Genomic DNA, 25,928 nt, shown 5'->3' on the forward strand with positions numbered 1-25,928 from the left:
GGTTTCGTATTTTGAGATAAGAATAGCCACGAGTATTCCGGTTGGAGGACTGTTAATGGATTCCGTTTCCCACGTAAGGGTCGCGCACCTGCTGCTCGACTATGTTGAACAGACTTGCGGCGTGACTTTTGACCGCGGCGGTTTTGTCTACGGCAACCTGAAGCCCGACCTGACAGGCACCTACCTGACCAAGCGCCACTATCCCTCCCTCATGTTTGACGAAGTGATGGAAAAGATTCGCGCGTTCACCGGGCGCTACACGATCGGGCCGGATAACGGCCACGAGCTTTCGGTCGATCTCGGTGAGATCTGCCACTTTATGACCGACTTCTTTACTTATCCGCATAACGACGATATATATGACCGCAACCTGCTGGCGCATTATGTGTATGAAAAGCGCATCGCGCTTGTCATACGCCGCCGCATGACCGAAGCCCGCTTTGAACGCTGGGCCGGGCCGATCATCCCGCCCTTGACTGTGGACGCGCTGATCTCCCGTATTGAGGGCATGCACGGCAGCTACCGCGAACAGAAGCGCCGCCACTGCATCGATGACGACATCATGCATGTTTGCCGCGCCACCGCCATGCTGGTGCTTTCGGTGATCAATATTGCGTATGTGCCGGAGGAAGCCTCGGCCGCCGCGCTCGCTTAAAAATAGGTATTATAAAACACCCGCCGCAGATTTTCTGCGGCGGGTGTTTTTGCTGTGCGCCTTATTAAGAGAGTCATACTATGCCAATCAGAGCAACGCCACCGCCCGCCATATTTCAATCCACGCCTCCGCAAGGGGAGCGACACCAGCGCGGGCAGCCCAGCCGCCATGTCCTCGGTATTTCAATCCACGCCCCCGCAAGGGAGCGACCCGTCCCGTCAGATTCGCGGGCCGGAGAAGAAAGATTTCAATCCACGCTCCCGCGAGGGGAGCGACGGGGCATTCAGGGAAAAAGGGAATGGATCATTATATTTCAATCCACGCTCCCGTGAGGGGAGCGACTCTTTTCCATACGTTTTCCCCTCCGTCTGTAACATTTCAATCCACGCTCCCGCGAGGGGAGCGACTTTAACGTCCGGCCAGAGCCGGGGGAAGGAAACGATTTCAATCCACGCTCCCGCGAGGGGAGCGACCCGGAAGAACCCAACCAGACATAGAAACACTTGGATTTCAATCCACGCTCCCGCGAGGGGAGCGACCGTCTTTTTTGTTTTCCACTACCCATCGCGGCGGATTTCAATCCACGCTCCCGCGAGGGGAGCGACCTATTTACTGCATTTGTGGTCGTTGGCCTGACTGATTTCAATCCACGCTCCCGCGAGGGGAGCGACAATCGAAGCAGGATACACGCAAAAACAAATCGAAATTTCAATCCACGCTCCCGCGAGGGGAGCGACATGTAAATATCAAGTTGGAATTTAATCCTGCGAATTTCAATCCACGCTCCCGCGAGGGGAGCGACCTCCGTTCACGATCTTGGAGCATACAGGGTTCGGGATTTCAATCCACGCTCCCGCGAGGGGAGCGACTCCCGGCAGAAACCACCGAGTAAGCCAACAGAACTATTTCAATCCACGCTCCCGCGAGGGGAGCGACATTCTGATGAATTGACAAAATTAGGTTAATAATATTTCAATCCACGCTCCCGCGAGGGGAGCGACGTCGATAAACCGCAGACTATTTTACTTTTGGACATTTCAATCCACGCTCCCGCGAGGGGAGCGACGTTCCCATGCGTCCCATAGTTCCGTGTGGGCGGCGATTTCAATCCACGCTCCCGCGAGGGGAGCGACATGCAGCGGCTCCTCATGTCCATCCATGCGACATTTCAATCCACGCTCCCGCGAGGGGAGCGACGCGGCCAAGTATTATCTCTGTCTGTTTATCAGCGATTTCAATCCACGCTCCCGCGAGGGGAGCGACGTGGCTGTTCCCCCGGGGGCGCCACAAAGACGGCATTTCAATCCACGCTCCCGCGAGGGGAGCGACAGCAATTATGCACAAAATCCATCGGTCTTTTTTGTATAGTCAGACGGTTTGCGGTCTATTTTGCAGAAGCACAGTGCTTTGAAGATACTATGACACGAGGAATTTGTCCGCCACAGCATGCAAAACGGGTGCGAACGCTGCCGCTAATTCATGGGTACTGCAACTTCGCACCGCAATAGCGTGGTACAAAACTTGTTGTGCTTCTTTACTGCTTCTGCGCGGCCTGCATCTGTCTGGCAAAGCCGGTGTGGGAGATCGCTTTTTGCAGGGCGGGCAGCAGCGCCAGCGCCACGGCAACCGCAATAATGATATTGGGGGGCGAGGTCAGCAGTTTCGGCACGTTCGCGATAAAGGCGGGCACGAACGCGCTGCCGCCAATCATCAGCACCACCACGTTTTTTAACATGTAAAACACGCTGGAAAAAACCGCGGCGACCACACAGGCGATCAGGTTGCGGGAAAATTTGCGGGCCATGGCGCCGCCCGCATGGGCGATCTGCCCGGCGATAAAGGCCATCAGGAAAAAGCGGATAAAGGTAAGCCAAGCCTCCGGCACATACTCCGGCGTCATCAGGTCGAAAACCATCGAACCGAACCCCGCGGCCAGTCCGCCGCGCCAGCCGCCCAGCAACAGGCCGGACAACAGGATAAACGCGTTAGCAAGCTTGATCATGGTCGTGCCGGTCGGCGTCGGAATGCGGATGGACAGATAAGCGGTCACCACAAGCACGACAGCCGCCATCAGGCCGATCATCACCATATCGTAAAGCGTAATTTTTTTGTTTTTCGTATTCACGAAAACCCCTCCTTCTGCGTTTTCTTTTTGTTTCGCGTTTATCATACCGCAGAAGTGGCCCGTTAAAAAGTATCAGTTTAGAAAATTGTTATAATGCCAGATGGATAAGATGCAGTTCTCTGCGCAAAATACCCCAAAAGCAAAAGGGGAGAAATGCGCATGGAACTGGATAAACAGCAGTATCAAAAGCTGCTCGAAAAGAAAAGCCCGAATTCGCCGCTTTGGCTGGATTGTCTGAAAGCCTTTTTGATCGGCGGCATTATTTGCACGATCGGGCAGGCGGTAAGCGGATTTTTTAAGCAGCGCGGACTTTCGGTGGAGGATACGGCGGCGGCAACCGCTATGACCATGGTGTTCCTCGGCGGCCTGCTGACCTGCCTGCACCTGTATGAAAAGATCGCCAAGCACGCGGGCGCGGGCACGATCGTGCCGATCACGGGCTTTGCCAACGCGATCGTTTCCTCGGCCATGGAATTTAAAAGCGAAGGCCTTGTGTTGGGCCTTGGCGCCAAGCTGTTCGCCATCGCGGGGCCGGTACTGGTTTACGGTATTTCGGCTTCGGCGGTGTACGGCGTTATTTTGTTCTTGATGGGAGGGAACCCGCTGTGAAACGCATAGGCAAACGCACGCTCGCGTTCGATAGCAAGCCCGCCCTGCTAGGCTACGCTTCCGCCGTGGGCGAAAAGGAAGGGCAGGGCCCGCTGCATGAATTTTTCGACATGGTGTCGGATGACGACCTGATGGGCGAAAAGAGGCGCAGGAGCTGGCCGAAAGCAAGCTGCAAAAGACCGCGATCGATTTGGCAGTACAAAAAAGCGGACTGCAAAAGAGCGATCTGGATCTGATTCTCGCGGGCGACCTGCTCAACCAGTGCATCAGCTCGGCCCTTGCTTCGTCTGAAAGCGGCGTGCCGTTTTTGGGCCTTTACGGCGCGTGCTCAACCATGGCCGAGGGCCTCGCGCTTGGCGCATGTCTTGTGGAGGGCGGCGCGGCCGACCGTCTGCTCGCGGCGGCTTCGTCCCATTTTTGCTCGGCGGAGCGGCAATACCGTTTTCCGCTGGCCTACGGCGGGCAGCGTACGCCGACCGCCCAGTGGACGGCCACAGCCGCGGGCGCGGCCGTGCTCGGCGGCGGGAAAGGCGATCTGCGCATCACGCACGCCCTATTCGGCCGGCAGGTTGATCTGGGCGTAAAGGACGCAAATAACATGGGCGCGGCCATGGCCCCTTCGGCTTACGACACGATTTCCACGCTGCTGACCGAGCTTGGCGCGGAGCCGCGCGACTTTGACCAGATCGTGACCGGCGATTTGGGCCACGTGGGCGCGGATATTCTCGTAACGCTGTTCCGGGAAAACGACGGCATCGATCTAACGCCCGTCTACTCGGACTGCGGCAGCCTGTTGTATGGCAGCGATCAGGACCCGCACGCGGGCGCTTCGGGCTGCGGTTGTTCAGCCTGCGTTCTGTGCGGCCCGCTGCTGCGTGATATGCAGGCGGGCAAGTATAAACGGCTGGTCTTTGCGGGTACGGGCGCGCTGATGAGCCCCGTTTCCGTGCAGCAGGGCCAAACCATCGCGGGCGTATGCCACGCGGTCGTGCTGGAAAGGGGATAGGCGCTATGGAATATTTGAACGCATTTTGGGTCGGCGGGCTGATCTGCGCGATCTGTCAAGTTTTTATTGATAAAACCAAGCTTACGCCCGCGCGCATTTTGGTATCGCTCGTTGTACTGGGCGTGCTGCTGCAAGCCCTTGGCCTGTATCAGCCGGTCGTGGATTACGCGGGCGCGGGCGCGACCGTGCCGCTTTTGGGCTTTGGCTATTCGCTGGCCAAGGGCGTTGCCAAGGCGGTCGCCGAACAGGGCGCGCTCGGCATTTTGACGGGCGGCGTGACCGGCGCCGCGGGCGGCATTGCCGCCGCGATCGTATTCGGCTGTCTGTTCGCCCTGCTCAGCCGCCCCAAGAGCAAAAGCTGAAAGGTGAAAAGAGCTTACGCCGCCGCGCGCCGTGCGCGGCGGCGCGGCCGGGAGACATACCGCTTGCCGATTGTGCCGATCATGAGCAGAAGCGCGGCCGACGCGAGCCCCAAGGCGATTTGCGCCACGCTCGCCGTGCCCATATCGGACGCGGCCGCCGTGAAAAACAGCAGCCCCGCCCCGCAGCCCTGCGCCAGTGTACATAACCGTTTCCGCATACCGAAAACCTCCGCTTCCTTTAGGATGCTTTCAGTATAGCAAATAGCTTGTCCCATAAACCGGACTTATACCGCTGAAAACAAAATTGCAAGGCGCCGGTGCGTGCACCGGCGCCTTGCGATATGAAGAAGGATGAGAATGGCAAAGGGTCAAACCACTACGGTCTGAACGGCCTCGAACCGGCCTGTTTTAGCCGAACGGTTTGCGGCTTCGGCGATCAGTACGGCTTGCAGGCCGTCGAATCCATCCACCGGCGGGGCGGCGCGGTTGCGGACCGCCTGCGCGAAGTCGGCCAGTTCGACGAAATACGCTTCCTTGTAGCGCTCCGGGAAATGCCACGGCACCTTGGCGCCCGTATATCCTTCGGGGCCAAATAGACGCACGTTGTTTTCGTACTCGTTATCATCCATCACACAGCCCTTGGAGCCGAGCGCCTCGATGCGCTGGTCATGCCCGAAGGTGCAGCGCCGGCTGGTCTCCAGCACGCCGAGCGCGCCGTTTGCAAACCGCAGAATGGCGTGCCCGCTGCCGAAATCACCGTTTTCCGCGATTTCCGGGTCGCATACCGAGGTGCCGGTCGCGAAAACCTCGGTCACCTCACAGCCCATCAAAAAGCGCGCCATGTCAAAATCGTGGATCATGAAGTCCACGAAAATGCCGCCGGATTCGCGGATGTATTTCATGCTCGGCGGCGCGGGGTCGCGCGAAATGATTTTTAGCACCTCGGGCTTGCCGATCCGGCCTTCCGCGATGGCGCGCCGCAGCGCGCCGTGGTGCCGGTCAAAGCGGTGCATGAAGCCCACCTGTAAAACGACGTTTGCGTCGCGCACCGCGCGCAGCGCCTGCACGATCCGGCCGACATCGTGGTCGATCGGTTTTTCGCAGAAAATATCCATACCCGCCTCGGCCGCGCGCATGATAAAATCCGAATGCGTTTCGGTGACCGAGCAGATCACCACCGCGTCGATCGTCGGGTCGCCGAACACGGCCTGCGGGTCCTTGCCGCACTGGGGAAGGCCCAGCCCGCGCAGCTCGCGTTCGGTCTGCTCGGTCAAAAACGGGTCGACGCCGATGACGACCTCGTACTCCTTCATGGTCAAAATATTTTGCAAGTGCATTCTGCCGATGCGCCCAAGGCCGAGAATGCCGACCCGAATCGGTTTGTTCATGGCGTTTCCTCCCTTTTGCTAACTACTTGCTTCTGAGCTTGTCGCCCGCGACCGCCAGAATAATGACCAGACCGATCACAATCTGCTGAATATACGAGGACACGTTCAAAAGGTTCAGGCCGTTGTTGAGCACGCTGATGATTAGCGCGCCGATGATGGTGCCGGACAGGCGGCCTTCGCCGCCGTCTAAACTGGTGCCGCCGATAACGGTCGCGGCGATCGCGTTGAGCTCGTACCCCTGACCGGCCACCGGCTGGGCCGAGTCCAGCCTTGCGGTGAGCAGCACGGAGGCAATACCAGCCGTTATGCCGCACACGATATAGACGAGCGCGGTGTACCGCCCGGTGTTGATGCCGGAAAGGCGGGTCGCCTCCACATTGCCGCCGATCGCATAGATATAACGGCCCGCGCGGGTGAAGCGCAGCAGGAACATGCCGATGCCAAAGGTGACCACCATGATAACGATCATCCATGGCACGCCGAGCAGCGTGCCGCTGCCGATACCGCTCAGGCCCGTCCCGAAGCCTGAAATGGAGCGGCCGTCCGTCAGATACAGGGCCAGTCCGCGCGCGATGCTCATCGATCCGAGCGTTGCGATAAAGGGCGGCAGGCCCACACGTGTGACCAGCAGGCCGTTGAACGCGCCGCACAGCGCGCCGACCGCCACACAGCCGAGGAGCGCGGCGGGCGCGGGCACGCCCGCCTTGAGGAGCATGCCGAGGATCACACCCGCAAACGCCACGATCGAGCCGACCGAAAGGTCGATCCCTCCGGTCAAGATGACAAAGGTCATGCCGCAGGCCAGCGTTGCGTTAATGGCGGCCTGCAAAACGGCGTTGATGAGATTATCCGGCGTCAAGAAAAATGGGGAGGCAAGGCTCATGACCGCGCATAGAACCGCCAGACCGAGCAGGATCATGACATTGTTTGGGATACTGCTCAGCCGGAACCCTGCTTTTCCCGCTGCTTTATTCATCTTTTCCGCCCCCTGTCGCATAGTACATGATTTTTTCCTGCGTCGCCTCGGCCCGGGTCATTTCGCATACGATCGCGCCGCCGCACATCACGAGGATGCGGTCGCTCATGCCGAGCACCTCGGGCAGCTCGCTTGAGATCATGACGACCGCCATGCCGCGTCCCGCCAGCTCGCACATGATCTTATAAATCTCCGCCTTTGCGCCCACGTCGATGCCGCGCGTCGGCTCGTCAAAAAACAGCACCTGTCCCTCGGTTGTCAGCCACTTGGCGATGACCACCTTTTGCTGGTTGCCGCCTGAAAGAAATTTCACCTTTTGCTGTAAATGCGGCGTTTTCACGCGCAGTTGGTCGACATACTGCGCGCCGAGCGCCCTTTCCGCCTTTCGGCTGATCAGCCCGTTGCGCAGGATCGTTGAAACGTTTGCCAGTGTGATGTTTTCACCGACGCTCATGCCCAGCACCAGACCGTGGTTTTTGCGGTCCTCGGGCAGCAGGCCGATGCCGTGGCGCACCGCGTCCTCCGGGCTGCGGATGGTCAGCTTTTGGCCGTTCAGCCACACCTCGCCCGCGCTCGCCGGGTCCGCGCCGATCACCGCGCGGGCCAGCTCGGTGCGGCCCGCGCCCATCAGCCCGGCAATGCCGAGTATTTCGCCGCGACGCGCGACAAACGAGCAGTCGCGTAGCTTGTCCCTTGTCGAAAGACCGCGCACCGCCAGCAGCGTTTCGCCGATCGCCACCGGAGTTTTGGGAAACAGTTCGGTCAACTCGCGGCCCACCATCATGCCGATCATTTCATCCACGGTTTTTTTCGCGACCTCCACGGTGGCGATATAGCGGCCGTCCCGCATGATTGTCGCCCGGTCGCCGATGCGTTTGATCTCCTCGAACCGGTGCGAGATATAGACGACGCCCACGCCCCGCGCCTTCAGATCGAGGACGATGCGGAACAGGCTTTCGATCTCCCGGTCGGTGAGGGACGAGGTCGGTTCGTCCAATATAATGACCTTGGAGTTTTGGCTGACCGCCTTGGCGATCTCGACCATTTGCTGCTGCGCCACGCTGAGCGACCGCAGCATATCCTTTGCGTGCAGCGCCACGCCGAGCTGCCGCAGGATCTCGTCCGTTTCCCGATACAGGCGTTTCCAATCAATCACGCCCGCTTTTTTAGGCTCACGGCCCAAAAAGATGTTTTCCGCCACCGTTAAATAGGGGATCAGGTTCAGTTCCTGATGCACGATGTTGATACCGGCGTTCATCGCGTCCCGCGTACCGGCAAACCGTACCTCTTGCCCGTCCACCCTTACGGTGCCCGCGTTCCGTTTGTATACGCCGGAAAGCACCTTCATGAGCGTGGACTTGCCCGCGCCGTTTTCGCCCAGCAGGATATGTACCTCGCCTCGCCGCAGCGAAAAGGATACGTCGTCCAGCGCCTTCACGCCCGGAAATTCCACTGTGATATGCTGCATGGATACGATTTCGTTCGGGTCCATCTTTTCACCCCTTCCACCAGCCATGCCGAAGGCCTATTGGATATCGTCCCCCGACAGCATGGTTACGTCGACCGGCACCTCGGCTTCGCATGAACCGGTCTCCAGATAGGTTTTCGCGGTTTCCAGCGCGATCGCGCCCATTTTATCCGGCGATTGCGCGATCGAGCCCAGCATCTTGCCGTCCTTGATGGCGCTCTTGGCGTCGTCCGTCGCGTCGAAGCCGATCACCGTAATCTGTGACGATTTGCCCATATCCTCGATCGCCTTGACCGCGCCCAGCGCCATCATGTCGTTTGCGGCAAACAGGCCGGTGATATCCGGGTTGGCCTGCAAGATGTTCTGGAATACGGTATAGCCCTTTTCCTGATCCCAATCAGCCGGCTGCGAGGCGACGATCTCAAGCCCGCCAAGCTCCTTTACTTTATCGGTAAAGCCGCCGACGCGGGAAACGCTGGATTCGTGTCCGCTGATGCCTTCTAGTACCGCGACCTTGCCCGCGCCGCCCAGCGCCTTCGACAGCTCTTCGGCTGCCGTTTCGCCGCCAAAGTAGTTGTCCGAACCGATGAAGCATTCAATGTGCGCGTCTGCCGCGGCAAGCGCCTCTTCGTCGATGCGGGTGTCCACAACGATGACGGGGATGTTCTTGTCATTCGCTTTTTTGATCGCGGGCACCAACTCTGTGGAGCCGTTCGGCGTTAGAATAAGGGCGGAAACGTTTTGCGTGATCAGGTTTTCGATGATCTGCATTTGTTTTTCCGCGTCGGTCTCTTTTTCGGGAGCCTGTGTGATTACCTGAACGCCAATCTCCTGCGCTTTTGCGTCGATCGCTTCCTCCATGGTCACATAAAACGGGTTGGAAAGCGACTTGAGCACCACGCCCACCTTGGGCGCAGCCGCGGCGGTGTCGCCCGTGCCGGCTCCGCCGCACCCGGCCAGCGCGGCGAGCAACATGGCTGCCGCCAGAATGCCTGCGAAAAATCCTTTCTTCTGCTTTAACATGTTCCTTTCCTCCTCCTAGTTTTTTTGATCGTGCGCATTGAAAATTAATCAAAATAATTCGATATATTTCGACTAATTTTGATATATACATTAAATCACACAGGGCACGCTTTGTCAATAATGGCAAAATAGCTAATAATTTTGAACATAAACTGTTCAAAAGCTTGTTATATAAGCGTGTTCGCAAGAATGACAAATTGAAATAAATAAAAAATTTCGATTTATGTTCAAACAATATGGACATTTTGGATATAATGGATTATAGTAATAGCAGGACACATGATAAAGGAGGGCTTAACGCCTTGACGATCCGAAATATTGCCGAGCAGGCCGGTGTGGCGATCTCCACCGTGTCGCTGGTGCTGAATAATAAGGCCGGTGTGCGTAAGCAAACGCGTGAACGCGTCGCGGCGCTGCTCGTTCAAAACGGTTATACCATCCGCAACCTGCCCGATCCCGCGGGCAAGGGCGATATCAAATTCATCCGCTACCAGTCCGCCCAGCATATGAAGGAGCGCAACGAGGATTTTTTCGCCGGTATCCTAAACGGCGCGGAACAAAAGGCGCGCCTTTCCGGCTATAGCCTGAGCGTGACCAACGCGGACGACGAACACTTTTTCCCGCTGCTGCGCCAGCTCGAGGAAACGCAGGGCGCGGCGGGCGTCATCCTGCTGGGCAGCGAACTGCGCGCGGGCGACGCCGAACCGCTGACAAAGCTTTCCCTGCCGCTCGTTTCGGTGGACAACCGGTTCCCCAACATGCCGATCAACGCGGTCAGCATCAACAATACCGACGGGGTGTTTCACGCGGTCGAATACCTGTACCGCTTGGGCCACCGCAAGATCGGCTGCCTGCAAGGCTCCTTTGACATCGGCGGCGTTCCGGCGCGCAACGAAGGCTTTTTGCGCGCCATGGAAGCGCTGGGGCTGCCGGTCGATCCCAGACACCTGATTCAGATCGATCTGCTGTTCGACAAGGCGACCGAGCAAATGCACCGCCACTTGCGCGAAATGGACGACCTGCCGACCGCCTTTTTCGCGGCCAACGACATTGTCGCCGCCGGGTGCGAGCGCGCCTTGCAGCAGGCGGGCTACCGCGTGCCCGAGGATATCTCCATCATCGGCTTTGACGACGGCACGATGAGCACCTTTGTCGATCCGCCGCTCACGACGATGCGCGTCGACCGCGCCCGCTTGGGCGAGCTGGCCGTCCAGCGTCTGCTCGATATGATCGCGCACGGCGGCAGCGAAGTGCTCAAGACCGAGCTGACCGTCACGCTGGTCGAGCGCGCGTCCACCGCGCAGGCCAAAGCTTAAAAACGCGCCCACAATCTCAGAACATACAAAAAAGCCAGCGCTTCGGCGCTGGCTTCCAGCGTGTCGACTTTGTCGACACGCTGTCTAGGGGGCATCCAATGCCCCCTAGATACTCGACCAGTTCCGGAGAAACCGGTCTCGATACCCCCGGATTACGCGCCCGGTGGCGCGGGTCGAGGTGTTTTTTCGAGGTACACGCCCCCGAAAAAACGGATTTTACGTCGCTTCGCTCCATTTTCCTTTCTATGCGCGCTGCGGCGCGAGGACCTTTTCGACAGACTGAAAGCCAGCGCCGAAGCGCTGGCTTTTTTGTATGGTGTTAAAAATACGGCGAACCCACAGGTTTAGTAGCCTTTTTCCACCGCGGCGGTGAGCACTTGCGAGGCGATGGTGCCCGCGACGGACGAGCCGCCGCCGCCCTGCTCGACCAGAACGATAAACGCGTAGGGCGTGCTTGCGTCGCGCAAGAAGCCGGTGAACCAGGCGTTTGGCGTTTTGTCCGCGCCGATTTCCGCCGTGCCCGACTTGGCGCACACGTCCATGCCGGGGAAACGGTCCTGCCCATAGGTCGCAAGCACGTTGTTGTGCATCATATCGGCGATCGTGTTCGCGGTGTCCGCTTCGATCAGCTTGCCGGACTTTTTGGGGAAATATACGCCGGTCGGCAGGCCGTAATCGGTCGAGGATTTCTCGATCAGGCGCGGCATGGCGGCCTTGCCGCCGTTTGCGATCGCCCCCATGTACAGCATCATATTGATCGGGCACATCGCGTCCCGGTCCTGACCGACGCCCGCCCAAGCAAGCTGATGGTCGGTGCCGTCGAACGAGAAGCTGCCTTTGCTGGTCTGAACGCCGTCCACCTTGATCGCGGTGGTCAGGCCGGCGGCGTCCGTATACTTATCCATGGTCTTACCGCCCAGCTCGACCGCGAGCTGGCCGAATACGCCGTTGCAGGAGTTGGCGAGCGCGGATTCGATATCGAGCTCGCCGTGGGCGAAGGGGCAGGTCACCGCGTCGCCGCCGATATCGACCGAGCCGGTGCACGTCCAGTGCCGCTGGAACAGGTCGGGGATGTTCTCAATCGCGGCGTTCAGCGTGACCACCTTAAAAATGGAGCCCGGGATTGAGTTGGCGGAAAGCAGGCGGTTGACGTACACGCCCTCCCACGCGGGATCGTCCGCCGCGATATCCGGAGGATCGGCGGGGTCGAACGTCGGCGTGGATACCATGCAGAGAATTTCGCCGGTCTTGTAATTGTATACGCCGACCGTGCCGCGGTTGCCGCCCAGCGCCTGATAGGCGATGTTGTTGAGGTACGCGTCGATCGTCAGATACAGGTAGTTGCCGCTGCCGAGCGGCGAATAAGCGCCGGTAAACAGGTTGTAGCCGGAAAGCTTATCGGCAAAGGCGGTCTGCGCGCCCGAACCGATGAACCCCGCTTGATCGCCCACCGCGTGCAGCGTGGCCTTGCGCACCGAAGAATCGGGATAATAGGTGCGGCCCGAACCGTCCGCCGCGGGCTGGGAAAGCACGTCGCCGTCGCGGTCTAGGATCACGCCGCCTTTGAGCCGCCCTTGATTGTCGTACAGGTGGCGGTTATACGGGTAGGATGCCCAGTCGCCGCCGTCCATCACAAAGCGGAAGCAGAACAAAGCAAGGCCAAGACCGAGCAGGGCGGTCAGGATCAGGCAAAAAACAGTTCTTTTTTCTATTTTACGCATGTTGTCATCCCTCCCCGCGCAGCTCGCGGCGCGAAACGAGCTTTACCGCGAACGAGGCGTTCTGCCGCGTGTCCGTCGCCTTCAAAAAGGCCAGCATGCCCCAAGCCGACAGCATCGACGAGCCGCCGTTCGACACAAAGGGCAGCGTCACGCCGGTCAGCGGCAGGATATCGACCGCGCCGAACACGTTCAGGCAGGTCTGGAAAACAAGCAGGCTGGTCGCGGCACAGGCCGCGATCGTGTAAAAGCTGGACCGCCCGGCGCGGCAGGCGCGCACGGCGAACACGGCCAGCGTCAGGATGCAAAGCACCGATAGCACGGCGATCACAAGGCCCCATTCCTCGCACAAAAGGGCGAAAACCAGATCGGTATCCGCGGCGGGCACGCCGGTCAGCCAGCCCTTGCCCGCGCCCACGCCGATCATGCCGCCCGAAGCGGCGGCCGTCATCGCGTGGGTCTGCTGAAAGCCCTTGTCGTACACATCCTCCCACACGTGGCCCCAAGAGGCAAAACGGGCCGCCACGTGTGTTTTCATCTTCAGCAGGATCAGGCCGCCAAGGCCGCAGCCCGTGCAGATCAGCGCCAGCGTGGCGAAATCGCCCGAGCGCAAATAAGCGATCACAAGGAAGGTGACAAAAAAGATGAGCGCCGTGCCGAAATCGTTCATCAGCGCAAGGCAGCCGCCGCACACGGCGGTCAGCACGATGAACATGGTCAGGTTTCGCTTTTGGAACAGGCGGTCCAGCGTGGCCGCGCCCGCGAAAATATAGCAGATCTTGGCCAGCTCGGAGGGCTGGAACGAAAAGCTGCCGATGACGATCCACGCCTTGGCGCCGTAGACCTCCTTGCCGATCAGCAAGGTGATGGCAAGCAGGCCGATCGCGCCCGCGGCCATTACCCAGCGCACCTTTTGGGTGCGCGTCAGGTCGCGCAGGAAAAAGCCTAGGATCAGAAAGATCACAAGGCCCATCAGGATAGCGGCGAGCTGCTTGGGCAGCTCCTTCGGCGCGCCCGAGCCCGTCACCGCGAGCGAAAGCGTACACAGGAAAAAGGCGATGGTCTCCATCTCGAAGCCGATCCGCCGGAACGAGCGCAGCACGATAAAATAGCCCCAGCACACCGCGGTAAAGGCCAGAAAGGTGAGGGGGATGGCGGTGGTCGCCTTATCGCCCGCGGCGATGATGAGCTGCAGCGCGGTCATCACCTGAAAAAGGGTGAGCAGCACCAGCGCGCCCCACATGCCCGCGGGCCGTCCCTCGGCGCGCCGCTCGGCGATCTGGGCGCGTTTTTCCTCCGCGCCGACCGGGATAAGCACGGCCGGAACGCCGCCGAAGGTGAGGGTATCGCCGTCGTTCACCACGGCGTACCCGTCCACGTCCAGATCGTTCACCTGCACGCCGCCCTTGGAATCCAGATCGTACACCGTCCATGATCCGTCGTTCTCGCGGATCAGCGCCGCGTGCTGGCGGGAAACGGAGGGGTATTCCATTTGCAGGTCGCACGCGGGCGCGCGGCCGATAATATTTTCCCAATGGGTGACCGGCAGGCGTACGCCGTTCGTCAGCCCCAGATAGGCCCAGACCTCGTCCGGATGCTTGACCTTCCAAAGCGAGCGGATCGCGCCCACCAGAATCATCAATGCGAGCAGCGGAAACACGAACCGCGCCGCGGTCGTATACCACGCGCCCACCAAGGGATTTTCGCTGAGAAATGCCGTGAGCGTATCCAAAAGACGCTGAAGCGCGTCGTTCATATCATTTTTTCCTCCCATCTGCGTGCCGGGATAGCCGCGCGGCGCGCCGCGCGGACCAGTGCAACCAATAAACATTATTATAGCACAGTTTGTCAAGCGGTAGGGTGAACGCAAAGCAAACTTTGGCAGGCGGCTTTCGTGTGAAAAACTTTAACAAACTACCGTTTTATCCCACTGTGGTTGACAGGCCGCGCCTTTGGATGCTATATTGAATATGTTTGCGGCAACAAATGAAAAAAGGGGGAAAATACAGAACATGAAAGTAATCGAAACCATCGTTACGACAGTGAATTCCTTTTTGTGGGATTACGCGCTGCTGTTTCTGCTGATCGCAACGGGCATCTACTTTACCATCCGGCTGAATTTTATCCAGATCCGAAAGTTTGGCGAGGGCATGCGCCGCTTGTTCGGCGGCTTTTCGCTGAAGGGCGACAAGGCCGGCAAGGAGGGCATGAGCTCCTTCCAGTCGCTCACGACCGCTATCGCGGCGCAGGTCGGCACGGGCAACATCGCGGGCGCGGCCACCGCGATCGCTTCCGGCGGCCCGGGCGCGATCTTCTGGATGTGGGTATCGGCGTTTTTCGGCATGAGTACGATCTATTCGGAGGCCGTGCTCGCGCAGAAGTTTAAAACGACCGACGCGGACGGGCAGGTAACCGGCGGCCCGATCTATTACATCAAAGCGGCCTTCAAGGGCAAATTCGGCAAATTTCTCGCGGGCTTTTTCTCGGTCGCCATCATTCTGGCGCTCGGATTTATGGGCAACATGGTGCAGTCCAACTCGATCGGCGGCGCGTTTGAAAACGCGTTCGGCGTGCCCGCCCTTGCGGTGGGCGTTGTGTGCGCGGTGATCGCAGCGTTTATCTTTCTCGGCGGCGTGGGCCGTATCGCGGCGTTTACCGAAAAGGTCGTGCCGCTGATGGCGGCGCTGTACATCATCGGCTGTGTGGTCATTCTGGTGATGAATTATTCCGCGGTCGGCTTCGCGTTCAAGCAGATCTTTGTCATGGCGTTCGATCCGCAGGCCATCGCGGGCGGCGTAATCGGTCTTTCCGTGCAGAAGGCGATGCGCTACGGCGTGGCGCGCGGCCTGTTCTCGAACGAGGCCGGCATGGGCTCGACCCCGCACGCGCACGCGCTGGCCAAGGTGGAAAAGCCGCAGGATCAGGGCGTGGTCGCCATGATGGGCGTGTTTATCGATACCTTTATTATTCTGACGCTCACCGCGCTGGTCATCATCTCCTCCGGTCTGTGGAGCAATGGTGAGACCGCCGCCGTGCTGGCGCAGTCGGCGTTCAACGCGACGTTTGGCTCGTTCGGCAATGCCTTCATCGCCATCTGCATGCTGTTCTTCGCGTTTTCCACCATTATCGGCTGGTATTTCTTTGGCGAGACCAACGTCAAGGCCCTGTTCGGCAAAAAGGCCGTCAAGGTTTACGCCGTGATCGTGGTGTTCTTCATCATCCTCGGTTCCGGGCTCAAGGTCGATCTGGTGTGGAGCCTGTCGGATATGTTCAACGGCCTGATGGTCATTCCCAACCTGATCGGTCTGCTCGCCCTATCCGGGCTGGTCGTCCGCATCACCAAGGGCAAGGATAACGAACTTTAAAATAGAAAGCGCGCGTTGCAGAATAAAATCTGCGACGCGCGCTTTTTCTGTTTTAAAGCCCTTTTGCCTTGAGATCCTTGACAATGCCCGTATAAAACTCGCGCACGTCAAAGCCCGGAATGTCCTCGCGCATCAAATCCACGATGTCGCCGTGGGAAATGCCGCGTTTTTGGGGCGCCGGAAGCTCGCCGAGAAAGTCGCCCCATGGGGCCGAGGAGCTGGCGACCAGCCCGTCGTTTGGCTCGCGGTCGTATTTGTTGACCAAGTGCCACGTCAGGTTCAGGGGAAAGCCCGCGCTGCGCGGGGCCTTCATCACGCTCATCACGCTTTGGTACAAAACGCCCGGCATATCGGGCGTTTGCTCGTTAAAGGCCTTGCAGTTTTCGCTGGTCAGGTCGCGCACGCCGCCCATAAAATCAGGCGAATCGTCGCCCAGCTTGCGAAACAGGCCGTTGTATTTGCGCTCCATCTGGCGTAGCACGCCTTTGGGCAAGTTATCCAGCAGATGCTGGGCGAAAATACAGCCGCGGTGCGGGGTGTTGATGGTCGTGAGCGAGGCGACCTTGTCGGCAAGGCCCAGCCGCGTGATCGCGTAGCGGCTGTCCAGCCCGCCCTTGGAATGGGCGATCAGGTTGACCTTTTCGCAGCCCGTGTTCTCCACAATCGCGCTGATATGGGCGGCTAATTCCTCCGCGCTGCGCGCGACCGGCGCGGCGGACTGCTGGCGGCCGTAAAAGATGGTCGCCCCGCAGCGGGACAGCGCGCGGGGAATGCGGCCCCAATAGTTGACCCACTGCCAATCGCGGAAGAAAATGCCGTGAATCAGCACCAGCGGGTAGCGCGTCCGGCAGTCCTCGTTTTCGGCGTGGGTATGCTCTAATTCTTGTCTGCCAAGGGCAAAATAGTATTCCGCCCGCACGCTTTTCAGCACATGGTAGAACAAAAACAGATGGAGGATGGGCACCCACCAGAAAAGCAGCAGCATCACGCGCCATACGATGCGCAGCCGCGCCGAGGTGAGCACGACCCGGAAAAAGCCGTTTACCAGCAGCAGGCCGATGACCGGGACAAAGACGATCAGGTTGACCAGCAGCGGCACCCAAGCGGGCGCGCTGTCCGTCGGCCGCACCAGCGCGCCGCTCGTATAAAGCGCGGTGTATAAAATGCTTTCGAGAAAAATGGCCCAAAAGGAGCACAGCAAAATCTCGTATCCGCCGATCATGGTCCGCAGCCGCCGCGACGGCGCGCGCGCCGCCCGCGGGCGAATGGAAAACCACAGGTAAAAAGCAAGCAACGCGAGCAGCAGCGCGGTCTGCCCCAAGGCGGGCAGGCGCAGCGCATAGGTGCACAGCAAAAAATAGTTGCCCAAAAGCAAAAGCCCCAAAACGCGCAGACTACGCTTCAGTATCTCCATATGTATCCCCCTCTTTATGGCTGTCGAAAAACTAGTTTTTCGACAGCCTTCGATCGAAACAAAGCCCCATTTCGATCGAGTATTCCGGCTTCTGCGCGCGCCTTACAGGCGCACTTGAAGTCGGTTTGTATAGCCCGTAGGCCTCTATCCACTGACCGCCGCCGTGCGGCGATTAAATGAGAGCAAAGCCGCGCACATGTCGCGGCTTTTTATGGATTTCGCCGTTTGCGTCAAAATCCTATTTTATGCACGCTGCGGCGTGAGGACTTTTCCGACAGCTCTTCTTTCCAGTTGTGCTTACATTAAATCAAGCAGCTTATAGCAGCGCGTTTTGGTGTAGCTCTGCTTGAAGCTGGCGCTGGCGAGCTTGCCGGCGGTTTCGTCCGCCGCGTCCTTCGCGGCGTTTTCCGCGCCCGCGTCGCGTTCCTTTACCCATGCGTTATAGGATTCCTCCTCGGAAGCATAGGCGTCCGCGCTGAGCACGGTCTCCAGATAGGTGTACATATCCGCAAGCAGCGTGTCCCATGCCTCAAACGAGGTGGCGGTCGCGTCGAGCTGGGCCTCAATCGTTTCGGCGGAGGTGATCTTGCCGTCCGATTCCTCCAGCTTATCCATCTGATCGACAAAGGTCTGCTTCTGCTGTTGCTGGGCCTGCTGGTTTTCCTCTTGGCGCTTGGCGGCGGCCTGCTCTTCCGTCAGGCGCTCCCGCAGCTTATCGACTTGGCTCTTCTGGTCCGAGGTGAGCGAATCGTCCGCCGACAGCGAATCGAGCACACCGGCGGCCGCGTCATATTTCTTGTCGTCGATATAGCTGGTGGCCTGCTGAAGATCGGAAGCAAACTTGCTGTCGCTCTGGCCGGATTTGGCCTTGGCGATCATATCCTCGACCGCGTCCGCGAGCGGCGAGGTCTTATCCGTGATGCGCTCCTGCAAGCGGGAGAGCAGCGCGAGCGCGGATTCGTATTCGCCAGCGTCCAGATAATCCTGCGCGTCCTGATAGTCGCCCAGCTGGTCGATGATCAGCTGCATCGCGGTCGGGTCCTTGGCTTCGGTCTGCGCGGCCTTGTACGCGTCCAACGCGTCCGAAAACTTGCCGCGATTCATATACTTTTCGGCGAGCGTCAGGTTTTCGTCAGGCTTGCGCGACAGGACGAACCACACGCCGCCGCCGATCACCGCGGCGATCAGCACGATCACCAGCACGACGATCGCGGCCTTTTTGCCCGCGCCCGGCTTCTTATAGGGCTGGTTATCCCGATCCGGCTGTTCAAAATAGGTAGTGCGCGGTCCGTTCGGCGCGGCGGACGCGTTTCGGCGGGCGGGCGGCGTTTCGCCCCGGGAAGGCTGCGCCTTAGGCGCGGCGGTTTCCTTTTCCGGCATGCCGGCGGAAGCGTGGGCCGAGCGCTGCTCCTCGGTAAAAGCGGCGTCAAACGCGGCGGTGTCGATCGGCGAATCATCCTCCGAAAGCGGGGTGAAAAAGGTGGTCTCGTCGTCTACGCCGGTCTGTTCGGTCGGCGCACCGCAAAATGGGCAGAATTTGCCCGAGATCGGCAGCTCCCTGCCGCAGTTTTTGCAAAGCATGAAACGGTCTCCTCCTCAAAGAGATACTTTATAAATGCTTCCTTAGTATAGCATGTGTGGCCGCAAATGTAAATAACGGCGTTTCATGCGCGGAAAAAGGTGGGAAATCGAGACGAAAATGCTCTGCAAACCGCTTGACAAGCTATCAGCCCCCCCCGTACAATAGAGATATCATATGAGTAAAAGGAGCACCCCACCTTGAACAGACGACTGATGAGCGCGCTGCTCGCCGCAATGCTGCTGTTTTCCACCGCGGCCGCCGCCTTAGAAACGGACGGCGCCACACTGGATACCGACCCGGCCGCAGGGCTGTCCGCCCCGCTGGCGGACACGCCGCAAACCACGGAACCGGACGCGGATAAGACCGATACGCCTGAAGAGCAACAGACCGCGCCGGAAGGCACGCCGAATGGCGAGACCCCGGCGGAAGAGAACGAAACAGGAGAAGAGGACGCGCCCCCTGCGGACGAGCCTCCGGCCGAGCCCGAACCCGAACCGCTGTTCCCGGATATCGCCGGGCACTGGGCCGAGGCGCAGCTCACCCGCGCGACCGAGCTTGGCCTGCTAAAGGGCTCGGACGGCAAAATGATGCCCGACCAGATCGTCAAACGCGTGGAAGCGCTCGTGATTATGAACCGCGCGCTGGGCACGTCGCTGACCGCGGATATCTCCGGGCTGACCAACGTGCCCGCGAACGCTTGGTACCGGAACGATCTGGCCAAGGCGCTCTACATAGGCCTGATCGACGGCAAGGACAGCCGCAGCTTTGAGATCGGCGCGACCCGCGCCGAAGCGTTCGTTATGCTGGCCCGCGCTTTTGTATACGAGCGCGCGGAGCCCGATCTTGACGTACTTTCCACCTTTACCGACGCCGCCGGCATGACGGCGGAGCAAAAAAACGCCGCGTCCGCGCTGATCGCGGCCGGCATCGTCAAGGGCGACACGGCGACCACGCTTGCGCCGAACGATAAGCTGACGCGCGCGCAGTTCGTGACCATGCTGCTGCGCATCGTTCCCAATTTCCCCGCGGAAAACGATGATCTATCGATGCTTTCCGGCGGTGCGCTTATCTCCGCGCCCGCCGCCGATCTGACCTCGCTCGACCCGGACGGCGACCGTGTGTTCGTCTGCCCGACCACCTCGGTCAATCTAAGCGGCGTCAATGCGGGCGGCCGCATCGTGCTGCGCGGCGCGGAGGGGATGCAGTTCACCGCGTCCGGCTCCTCCATGCCCATGATCGCCGCCGATGAAAAGGGCTATGCCTCGCTCGCCCTGTCCGAGGATTCCGAGACCGACGCCCTGCTGCTCGCGGGCGAGGGCGGCGCGGTCGATTTTTCCGGCAGCGCTAAGAACGTAGAGATCACGGCCACCGGCCGCACCATCCATCTGTATTCGATCGACGCGGACACGCTGATCGTGTCCGGCGCGGGCAACACGATCGTGATGGACGGCGACGTGGATTCCGTGCGCCTGACCCATACCGCGCTGAACACCAAGCTGACTTTGAACGGCAAGGTGGGCGACATGGTTGTCGCGGGCCGCGGCAGCAAGGTGGATGGCAAGGGCAAGGCGGAATCGGTCGATACACAGGCTGTGGACTGCGAGATAAAGCTGGAAGCCGCCTCCAAGACCGAGACCATCGACCAAGGCCTCGCGGGCGTGGCGGTCGAAATGGGCGTGCCGACCTCCGTCAAGCCGGGCGGCTCGCTCACCACGCAGGTGAAGTTCACCGGAGTGTCCGCGAACAAGGTCTGTTCGGCCCAGTGGTATCAGGATGGCAAGCCGATCGAGGGCTTTGGCAACGATTCGTTCAATCTATCCTCGGATACGGTCTCGCGCCACACCTCGTACTTCACCTTCACCAAGAACATGCAGAAAAGCGTGACCATGGGCTTTAAGCTGACCTATTACAATCCTTCCACCGGCGAAACCGAGCAGGTATCCGCTGAAAAGACCGTACCGATCGAAAACTATTCGGACGAATGGTATTACCAGCGCGACGTGGACCGCGTGCTCAAATTGGTATCCTCGACCTATAAGGGCAACTACACCGCGAAATACGCGATCGACGGCGATTACCAGCCTTATGAAAAGGAAGTGTTCGTCAACGCCAAGGGCTATTCGTCGAATTCCAATTACCTGATCTGGATCAACCGGGCGTACCAGCACGTCAACGTGTTCACCGGCTCCAAGGGCAACTGGAAGCTGCATAAGTCGTTCTTGGTCGGCACCGGCGCTTCGGCCACGGCCACGCCCACGGGCCTTACCACGGTGTCGTATAAATCGGCGGGTGGCTGGACCACCTCCACCTATACGGTAAAGCCGGTCGTCGGCTTCTATCCCGGCACGGGCTACGCCTTCCACTCCCGCCTGTACTATCCGGGCACCACCACCATCAGCGACGCCAGCATCGGCTACCCGATCTCGCACGGCTGTATCCGCATGTATGATCAAGACGTACAGTGGATCTACAACAACATCCCCGTCGGCACGACGGTGGCGATCTTCTAAGTCTTTGATAACCAATAACTCATATAAAGATCCCGCCGGGTGTCCGGCGGGATCTTTATGTCTAATGGCATAGCGTCAGCCGTTGTTTAACCAATGAACCTCGGCCTGTGTCAGCTCTAGATTGACCGCGTCGACGTTAGCCTTTACTTCGGCGGCATTCGCGGAACCGACCAGCGCAAAAATATCAAAGCCATAGTAATCGGAGCAATGAATCACATATGCCAGCGCAACCGCTGCCGTGCTGACGCCCTTCTGTACTGCGAGAGCTGCCGCTCGGTCAAGCCGTGCAAAGTTTTGCTCGCAGCAGTAGGCGCGCACACAGGGTTCAGGCAATGCGCCCTCTTCAAACAGCCGCTTATAATTCTCTCGGTTAAAACGGCCGGAAAATAGCCCCATACATAGGCTGGAATACGCCAGCAACGGCATATGCTGCGTGGCGAACCACTCACGCGCAGCCTGCATAGCGTCGCCTGTCATAGAAATACAGCCGCCGCCGTGGGGATCGTCCATTTGCTCGCCGAGCGAAAAGTGCTGGCTGGCAACCAGAAACGGACGCAGTCCGTGTGCTTTGGCGTATTCGTTAGCCTGCTGAATACGTTGTAGTGACCAGTTGGAGGCGCCATAAGTACAAATGCGGCCCGCTTCCCAATGACGGTGCAGCATTTCTACGATCGGGCCGACCGGCATGGTCTCATCATCGCGATGCAGCATATAAATATCGATGTAGTCTGTGCCGAGCAGCGCAAGTGAATCCATGATGTCGGCTGTCACGTCGTATGGCGTAACGCGCTTGCGGATCGCGTTGTGATGCCCGCCCTTGGAGATTAAAACGACCTGATCGCGGTTGCCGCGTGCGCGCAACCAACTACCGATCGCCTTTTCACAAGCGCCGTCCGCGTATTCGCGCCCGGAGTCGATGGCGTTGACGCCCAATTCGACTGCCGCATCCAAAACTTCGAACAACGGCTCTTCGCGCATCCAGTTTTCGTACTGTGCTGTTCCCGATATCATGCGGGAAACCGGAAGCTGAACGCCCTCTATGTTTGCATACTTCATATAAATTCTCCCTTGTCAATAGTACCGGTGCAGTACCGCTGCGGTTTTGTCATAACCGGTCTGGATCGCCTGCTCAATATCCATTTCCCAATATTCGGGGCGGAACAATTCGAGGGAATAGACACCGTCATATCCCTTTTCGCATAAGATCCGCAAAATCGCGTCGGTATCGATCGCCCCTTCGCCCGGCCAAAGCCGATCGCTGTCGGTGCAGGCTCCGCGCGGCAGATCTTCTACATCGTTGATATGTACCATGAATATTTTGTCCAGATCGGCACGGCGTAGATCGTCAAGCGACGAGCCCATGGCGTGAAAGTGGAACAAATCGAGGATAAGGCCGACATTGGGCCGATTAATTGCCTGTACAATATTGTAACCTTGCCCAAAGGTGTTGATGCAGCACTGCGGATGACCAATAAATTCAAAGGCCAGCTTTACGCCAAAAGGCTCGGCCGCGGCGGCTAGGTCGCAAATGACGTTTACGGTTTCGGTTTGGATTTCGCCGATTGTCAGGTGCCCAACGTCGAAAGAAGGGTCCATTGTGACCATATGACAGTGAAGCTTGTCCGCCAGCCCGCAGACGAACGCTAAATCGGCCTTGATCGCGGCATAGTCGGCGGCATTGCGGTAGTTGATACACTCGAGTCCGTTAAAGGCATAGGGTTTCAAGTGACTGCCGGAAAAAAACGCTGCCAGTTCGGCCGCGGTGTGCCGTGTTAAGTAATCCTTCAGCATGTCGATTCGGATCTCGATAAGATCATAGCCATGTTGTTCGCAAAACGCTAGATCCAGTTCTAAAGTAGAGTGTTTCATCATGGTCGCTTGGTTGTAACAAATTTTCATATTAGGTTCCTTCCATTATCTACGATTGGCCTTACGCATATCGAACACGACTGCGCCGACGATGATACAGCCTTTGATAATCTGTTGAATATATGGGGATACGCCAAGGATCAACAGGCCGTTGTTGATGACGCCGAGAATCAAAATACCGGTGACAATGCCGCTTATTTTGCCCACGCCACCGCTGTGACTGACGCCGCCCACAGTCGCGGCTGCGATGCCATCCAGTTCATAGCTCATGCCGAGCGAAGCAATGGCCGAGCCTGATCGCGCCGCGATCAAAATACCGGCCACAGCGGCGGTCAGCGCCGACCATACGTAAATGCCTACCAACGACCGTTCTACCGGTACGCCCGCGACACGCGCCGCGGTTTCGTTGCCGCCAATCGCATAAATATTGCGCCCAAAGCTGGTGCGGTTCAGCAACAGCCAGGCTAGCAACGCGAATACCAGAAGAACAATCGCCAGACAGGGGATCGCACCAATCTTTCCCTGCCCAAGAAGCTTAAAATCTTCACGTAAATAGGAAATGGGGTAGGCATTGGTATACAGCAGCGCGACACCGCGCGCGGCGGTCATGGTGCCTAGCGTTGCAATAAACGCAGGGATGTGGGTGTAGGCAACCAGCAAACCGTTGATCAGGCCGAACAGTACGCCGGCAAGCAGACCGGCTACAACGGGCAGGAACAGCGGTAGATGGGGTAAGTTTGGAAAAAATAGACTGCCGGCGGCCGCATCCTGTGCCAGACTGGCGGAAACGACGGCGGCAACCGCAATAACCGAGCCGAGCGATAGGTCAATGCCCTTTGATATGATGCAGAAGGACACGCCGAGCGCAAGCAGGCCGCGCGCCGATTCTGCAGACAGTAAATTCATAATATTGGTTACGGTAAGAAAATTCGGCGTTGCTAGACTGAGCCCCAACACGAACACCACCAGCACCAGCAGAATGGAATACTCGTCTAGAAGCTTGCCGATCCGCTGCTTTTTGTTCATGTAATTTCCTCCCTTAATTCAGACCGGCAGCATACTTCATGATCTTTTCCTGCGAAAAATCTTTCCGATCTACAATGCCGGACATCTTTCCCTCGTGCATGACCAGAATACGATCACTTACGGCCAAAACCTCCTGCATTTCGGATGACACCATGATGATAGCTTTGCCTTCGCCCGCCATTTTGGACAGCAATGAATGAATCTCTGCTTTTGCGCCCACATCGATGCCACGTGTTGGTTCATCTACCATGAGAATATCGGGGTTGGTAAGCAGCCAACGCGCGACGAGCGCCTTTTGCTGGTTGCCGCCGCTGAGGTTTTCGATTTTTGTGTCCAGCGAGGGCGTGCGTACATTGAGCTTTTCCACATATGCCTGAGAGTGCTCCCGCATGCTCCGGACATTAAGCAGGCCGTATTTTCTATAGTTTTTCGTGCTGGATATGGTAATATTGCGTTCGACCGAAAGCACAGGGATAATGCCTGTTCCGCGCCGGTCTTCAGTTACGAGTGCCAACTTGTGCTTGATCGCGTCCCGCGGTGTGTTAATCTCGGTCTGTTGTCCAAATAGAGTGATTGTACCGGCGGCTTTGCGTCGCACGCCGAAGATCGTCTCGATCACTTCGGTGCGTCCTGCGCCGACTAGACCGGCAAAACCAAGAATTTCGCCCCGGCGCAGCTCGAACGACACGCCGGAAAAGCATTTTTCACAAGCGAGGTTTTCTACTTTCATTACCACGTCGCCGATGGGATACTCCGCCTTAGGAAACATGTCGTCCATGGTCCGTCCCACCATTAATGCGATCAGCCGGTCGGTATCCAGTTCATTCGCGTGATGTGAGGCGATATATTGCCCATCGCGCAATACGGTGATTTCGTCGGATATGCGGAAAATCTCCTCCATCTTATGTGAAATATAAATGATGGCAACGCCTTGTTCTTTGAGCTGCGAGATAATGTCAAACAGTTGCTCAGTCTCGGCTACCGTTAGGGCCGAGGTCGGCTCGTCCATAATGACAACGCTGGCGTTGTAAGATACCGCCTTGGCAATTTCCACAAGCTGCATTTTTGCAATGGTCAGATCGCCCATTTTTGCTTTGGGGTCAATTTGGATGTGCAGCCGTTCGAACAGTGCCGTGGTTTCAGCGATCATCCGTTTGTCATCGGTCAGCAGACCGTATTTTTTCAGCTGGCGCCCGATCCAGAAGTTTTCCCACACGGCTCTATCCCGAATGGGGGACAACTCCTGATGGATCATGGAAATACCGGCTTGCAGTGCGCCAAGCGTGTTGGTAAACTGCACTTCTTTGCCGAGAAAGCGCACGGTTCCTTCATCCGGTCTATAAATACCAAACAGGCATTTCATCAGGGTGGATTTGCCCGCGCCGTTTTCCCCCATCAGAGAATGCACTGTTCCGGGACGGATCCGAAGCTGTACGTCGCGCAGTGCCTGTACGCCGGGGAAATGTTTGGAGATGCCCTGCATCTCTAGAATATACTCATCCATTCGTCATCAGCC

The 25,928-nt window shown here is 58.4% G+C and carries 20 protein-coding genes, 1 pseudogene and 1 CRISPR repeat array; of the genes and pseudogenes, 7 read left to right on the forward strand and 14 right to left on the reverse strand.

Translation table 11 applies throughout. The features are described from left to right. Positions 1-55 precede the first annotated feature (55 nt). Positions 56-655 carry a zinc dependent phospholipase C family protein gene (locus RWV98_RS00880; RefSeq protein ID WP_317863148.1) on the forward strand — a complete coding sequence of 200 codons (600 nt, stop codon included), beginning with the start codon at positions 56-58 and terminating at the stop codon, positions 653-655. A 244-nt stretch (positions 656-899) separates the two neighbouring features. Continuing rightward, positions 900-1,984: direct repeats of the CRISPR family, unit length 32 nt; unit sequence ATTTCAATCCACGCTCCCGCGAGGGGAGCGAC. A gap of 205 nt (positions 1,985-2,189) precedes the next feature. Here RWV98_RS00880 and RWV98_RS00885 read toward each other — a convergent pair. Then, positions 2,190-2,780 (reverse strand): ECF transporter S component, encoded by a 591-nt coding sequence (locus RWV98_RS00885; RefSeq protein ID WP_317863149.1) that lies wholly within the window; start codon positions 2,778-2,780, stop codon positions 2,190-2,192. Between the two features lie 153 nt (positions 2,781-2,933). Between RWV98_RS00885 and spoVAC the strand changes: the two genes are divergently transcribed. The 3 genes and pseudogenes from spoVAC to spoVAE all read left to right on the forward strand — a co-directional run bounded on the left by spoVAC (position 2,934) and on the right by spoVAE (position 4,757). Continuing rightward, positions 2,934-3,389, forward strand: a complete 456-nt coding sequence (gene spoVAC / locus RWV98_RS00890) for a stage V sporulation protein AC (protein WP_317863151.1) — start codon at positions 2,934-2,936, stop codon at positions 3,387-3,389. Positions 3,390-3,454: 65 nt separating this feature from the next. Next, positions 3,455-4,395: pseudogene (locus tag RWV98_RS00895) on the forward strand (stage V sporulation protein AD). A gap of 5 nt (positions 4,396-4,400) precedes the next feature. Further along, a complete protein-coding gene (gene spoVAE / locus RWV98_RS00900) occupies positions 4,401-4,757 on the forward strand; it encodes a stage V sporulation protein AE (protein WP_280963484.1) in 357 nt (118 codons plus the stop codon). Between the two features lie 14 nt (positions 4,758-4,771). Here the strand turns inward: spoVAE and RWV98_RS00905 are convergent, their stop codons facing one another. The 5 genes from RWV98_RS00905 to RWV98_RS00925 form a co-directional block, all read right to left on the reverse strand. Continuing rightward, positions 4,772-4,975, reverse strand: a complete 204-nt coding sequence (locus RWV98_RS00905; protein ID WP_317863153.1) for a hypothetical protein — start codon at positions 4,973-4,975, stop codon at positions 4,772-4,774. Between the two features lie 150 nt (positions 4,976-5,125). Then, entirely contained in the window at positions 5,126-6,145 is a 1,020-nt protein-coding gene (iolG, locus tag RWV98_RS00910; RefSeq protein WP_317863155.1) for an inositol 2-dehydrogenase, read from the reverse strand. A gap of 22 nt (positions 6,146-6,167) precedes the next feature. After that, a complete protein-coding gene (locus RWV98_RS00915; protein WP_280963487.1) occupies positions 6,168-7,121 on the reverse strand; it encodes an ABC transporter permease in 954 nt (317 codons plus the stop codon). Then, positions 7,114-8,613 carry a sugar ABC transporter ATP-binding protein gene (locus RWV98_RS00920; RefSeq protein WP_317863157.1) on the reverse strand — a complete coding sequence of 500 codons (1,500 nt, stop codon included), beginning with the start codon at positions 8,611-8,613 and terminating at the stop codon, positions 7,114-7,116. The genes RWV98_RS00915 and RWV98_RS00920 overlap by 8 nt, the downstream gene beginning before the upstream one ends. Before the next feature lie 33 nt (positions 8,614-8,646). Further along, positions 8,647-9,612, reverse strand: coding sequence for a sugar ABC transporter substrate-binding protein (locus RWV98_RS00925; protein ID WP_317863159.1), 966 nt, complete (start codon positions 9,610-9,612; stop codon positions 8,647-8,649). 302 nt (positions 9,613-9,914) lie between these two features. On the opposite strand from RWV98_RS00925, the gene RWV98_RS00930 reads away from it, so the two are divergent. Further along, on the forward strand, positions 9,915-10,928 hold the full coding sequence (locus RWV98_RS00930) for a LacI family DNA-binding transcriptional regulator (RefSeq protein WP_317863161.1): 1,014 nt from the start codon (positions 9,915-9,917) through the stop codon (positions 10,926-10,928). A gap of 344 nt (positions 10,929-11,272) precedes the next feature. Here the strand turns inward: RWV98_RS00930 and RWV98_RS00935 are convergent, their stop codons facing one another. Together RWV98_RS00935 and RWV98_RS00940 are read right to left on the reverse strand one after the other, a co-directional pair. Continuing rightward, complete coding sequence (locus tag RWV98_RS00935; protein WP_317863163.1) at positions 11,273-12,649, reverse strand: penicillin-binding transpeptidase domain-containing protein; 1,377 nt, start codon at positions 12,647-12,649, stop codon at positions 11,273-11,275. Between the two features lie 4 nt (positions 12,650-12,653). Then, positions 12,654-14,402, reverse strand: a complete 1,749-nt coding sequence (locus tag RWV98_RS00940; protein ID WP_317863165.1) for an FtsW/RodA/SpoVE family cell cycle protein — start codon at positions 14,400-14,402, stop codon at positions 12,654-12,656. Between the two features lie 256 nt (positions 14,403-14,658). On the opposite strand from RWV98_RS00940, the gene RWV98_RS00945 reads away from it, so the two are divergent. Continuing rightward, the gene (locus RWV98_RS00945) at positions 14,659-16,011 is read left to right on the forward strand and encodes an alanine/glycine:cation symporter family protein (protein ID WP_280963493.1); all 1,353 of its coding nucleotides are present in this window, start codon (positions 14,659-14,661) and stop codon (positions 16,009-16,011) included. 52 nt (positions 16,012-16,063) lie between these two features. Here RWV98_RS00945 and RWV98_RS00950 read toward each other — a convergent pair whose 3' ends face one another. Beyond that, positions 16,064-17,425, reverse strand: coding sequence for an esterase/lipase family protein (locus tag RWV98_RS00950; RefSeq protein WP_317863167.1), 1,362 nt, complete (start codon positions 17,423-17,425; stop codon positions 16,064-16,066). Between the two features lie 297 nt (positions 17,426-17,722). After that, positions 17,723-19,006 carry a lysozyme inhibitor LprI family protein gene (locus RWV98_RS00955; RefSeq protein WP_317863169.1) on the reverse strand — a complete coding sequence of 428 codons (1,284 nt, stop codon included), beginning with the start codon at positions 19,004-19,006 and terminating at the stop codon, positions 17,723-17,725. A 198-nt stretch (positions 19,007-19,204) separates the two neighbouring features. Between RWV98_RS00955 and RWV98_RS00960 the strand changes: the two genes are divergently transcribed. Next, positions 19,205-21,517: a L,D-transpeptidase family protein gene (locus RWV98_RS00960; protein WP_317863171.1), complete on the forward strand. Its 2,313-nt coding sequence runs from the start codon at positions 19,205-19,207 to the stop codon at positions 21,515-21,517. A 75-nt stretch (positions 21,518-21,592) separates the two neighbouring features. On the opposite strand, the gene RWV98_RS00965 is transcribed toward RWV98_RS00960, so the two are convergent. From RWV98_RS00965 to RWV98_RS00980, 4 genes are read right to left on the reverse strand one after another with little or no spacing between them, the layout of a single operon-like run. Beyond that, positions 21,593-22,573 (reverse strand): aldo/keto reductase, encoded by a 981-nt coding sequence (locus RWV98_RS00965; RefSeq protein ID WP_317863173.1) that lies wholly within the window; start codon positions 22,571-22,573, stop codon positions 21,593-21,595. A 15-nt stretch (positions 22,574-22,588) separates the two neighbouring features. Beyond that, positions 22,589-23,416 (reverse strand): sugar phosphate isomerase/epimerase family protein, encoded by an 828-nt coding sequence (locus RWV98_RS00970; protein ID WP_317863175.1) that lies wholly within the window; start codon positions 23,414-23,416, stop codon positions 22,589-22,591. Positions 23,417-23,431: 15 nt separating this feature from the next. Further along, the gene (locus tag RWV98_RS00975; RefSeq protein WP_317863177.1) at positions 23,432-24,412 is read right to left on the reverse strand and encodes an ABC transporter permease; all 981 of its coding nucleotides are present in this window, start codon (positions 24,410-24,412) and stop codon (positions 23,432-23,434) included. 13 nt (positions 24,413-24,425) lie between these two features. Continuing rightward, a complete protein-coding gene (locus RWV98_RS00980; protein WP_317863178.1) occupies positions 24,426-25,916 on the reverse strand; it encodes a sugar ABC transporter ATP-binding protein in 1,491 nt (496 codons plus the stop codon). Between the last annotated feature and the right edge of the window lie 12 nt (positions 25,917-25,928).

This window comes from Agathobaculum sp. NTUH-O15-33, assembly GCF_033193315.1.
Taxonomy (GTDB): Bacteria; Bacillota; Clostridia; order Oscillospirales; family Butyricicoccaceae; genus Agathobaculum; species Agathobaculum faecihominis_A.

Coding starts and splice junctions, on each gene's coding strand:
- RWV98_RS00975 (WP_317863177.1), bottom strand. CDS start 24,412: ATGAACAAAAAGCAGCGGATCGGCAAGCTTCTAGACGAGTATTCCATT.
- RWV98_RS00945 (WP_280963493.1), top strand. CDS start 14,659: ATGAAAGTAATCGAAACCATCGTTACGACAGTGAATTCCTTTTTGTGG.
- RWV98_RS00965 (WP_317863173.1), bottom strand. CDS start 22,573: ATGAAGTATGCAAACATAGAGGGCGTTCAGCTTCCGGTTTCCCGCATG.
- spoVAC (WP_317863151.1), top strand. CDS start 2,934: ATGCGCATGGAACTGGATAAACAGCAGTATCAAAAGCTGCTCGAAAAG.
- RWV98_RS00920 (WP_317863157.1), bottom strand. CDS start 8,613: ATGGACCCGAACGAAATCGTATCCATGCAGCATATCACAGTGGAATTT.
- RWV98_RS00880 (WP_317863148.1), top strand. CDS start 56: ATGGATTCCGTTTCCCACGTAAGGGTCGCGCACCTGCTGCTCGACTAT.
- RWV98_RS00970 (WP_317863175.1), bottom strand. CDS start 23,416: ATGAAAATTTGTTACAACCAAGCGACCATGATGAAACACTCTACTTTA.
- RWV98_RS00940 (WP_317863165.1), bottom strand. CDS start 14,402: ATGAACGACGCGCTTCAGCGTCTTTTGGATACGCTCACGGCATTTCTC.
- RWV98_RS00950 (WP_317863167.1), bottom strand. CDS start 17,425: ATGGAGATACTGAAGCGTAGTCTGCGCGTTTTGGGGCTTTTGCTTTTG.
- RWV98_RS00980 (WP_317863178.1), bottom strand. CDS start 25,916: ATGGATGAGTATATTCTAGAGATGCAGGGCATCTCCAAACATTTCCCC.
- RWV98_RS00935 (WP_317863163.1), bottom strand. CDS start 12,649: ATGCGTAAAATAGAAAAAAGAACTGTTTTTTGCCTGATCCTGACCGCC.
- RWV98_RS00955 (WP_317863169.1), bottom strand. CDS start 19,006: ATGCTTTGCAAAAACTGCGGCAGGGAGCTGCCGATCTCGGGCAAATTC.
- RWV98_RS00905 (WP_317863153.1), bottom strand. CDS start 4,975: ATGCGGAAACGGTTATGTACACTGGCGCAGGGCTGCGGGGCGGGGCTG.
- RWV98_RS00925 (WP_317863159.1), bottom strand. CDS start 9,612: ATGTTAAAGCAGAAGAAAGGATTTTTCGCAGGCATTCTGGCGGCAGCC.
- iolG (WP_317863155.1), bottom strand. CDS start 6,145: ATGAACAAACCGATTCGGGTCGGCATTCTCGGCCTTGGGCGCATCGGC.
- spoVAE (WP_280963484.1), top strand. CDS start 4,401: ATGGAATATTTGAACGCATTTTGGGTCGGCGGGCTGATCTGCGCGATC.
- RWV98_RS00915 (WP_280963487.1), bottom strand. CDS start 7,121: ATGAATAAAGCAGCGGGAAAAGCAGGGTTCCGGCTGAGCAGTATCCCA.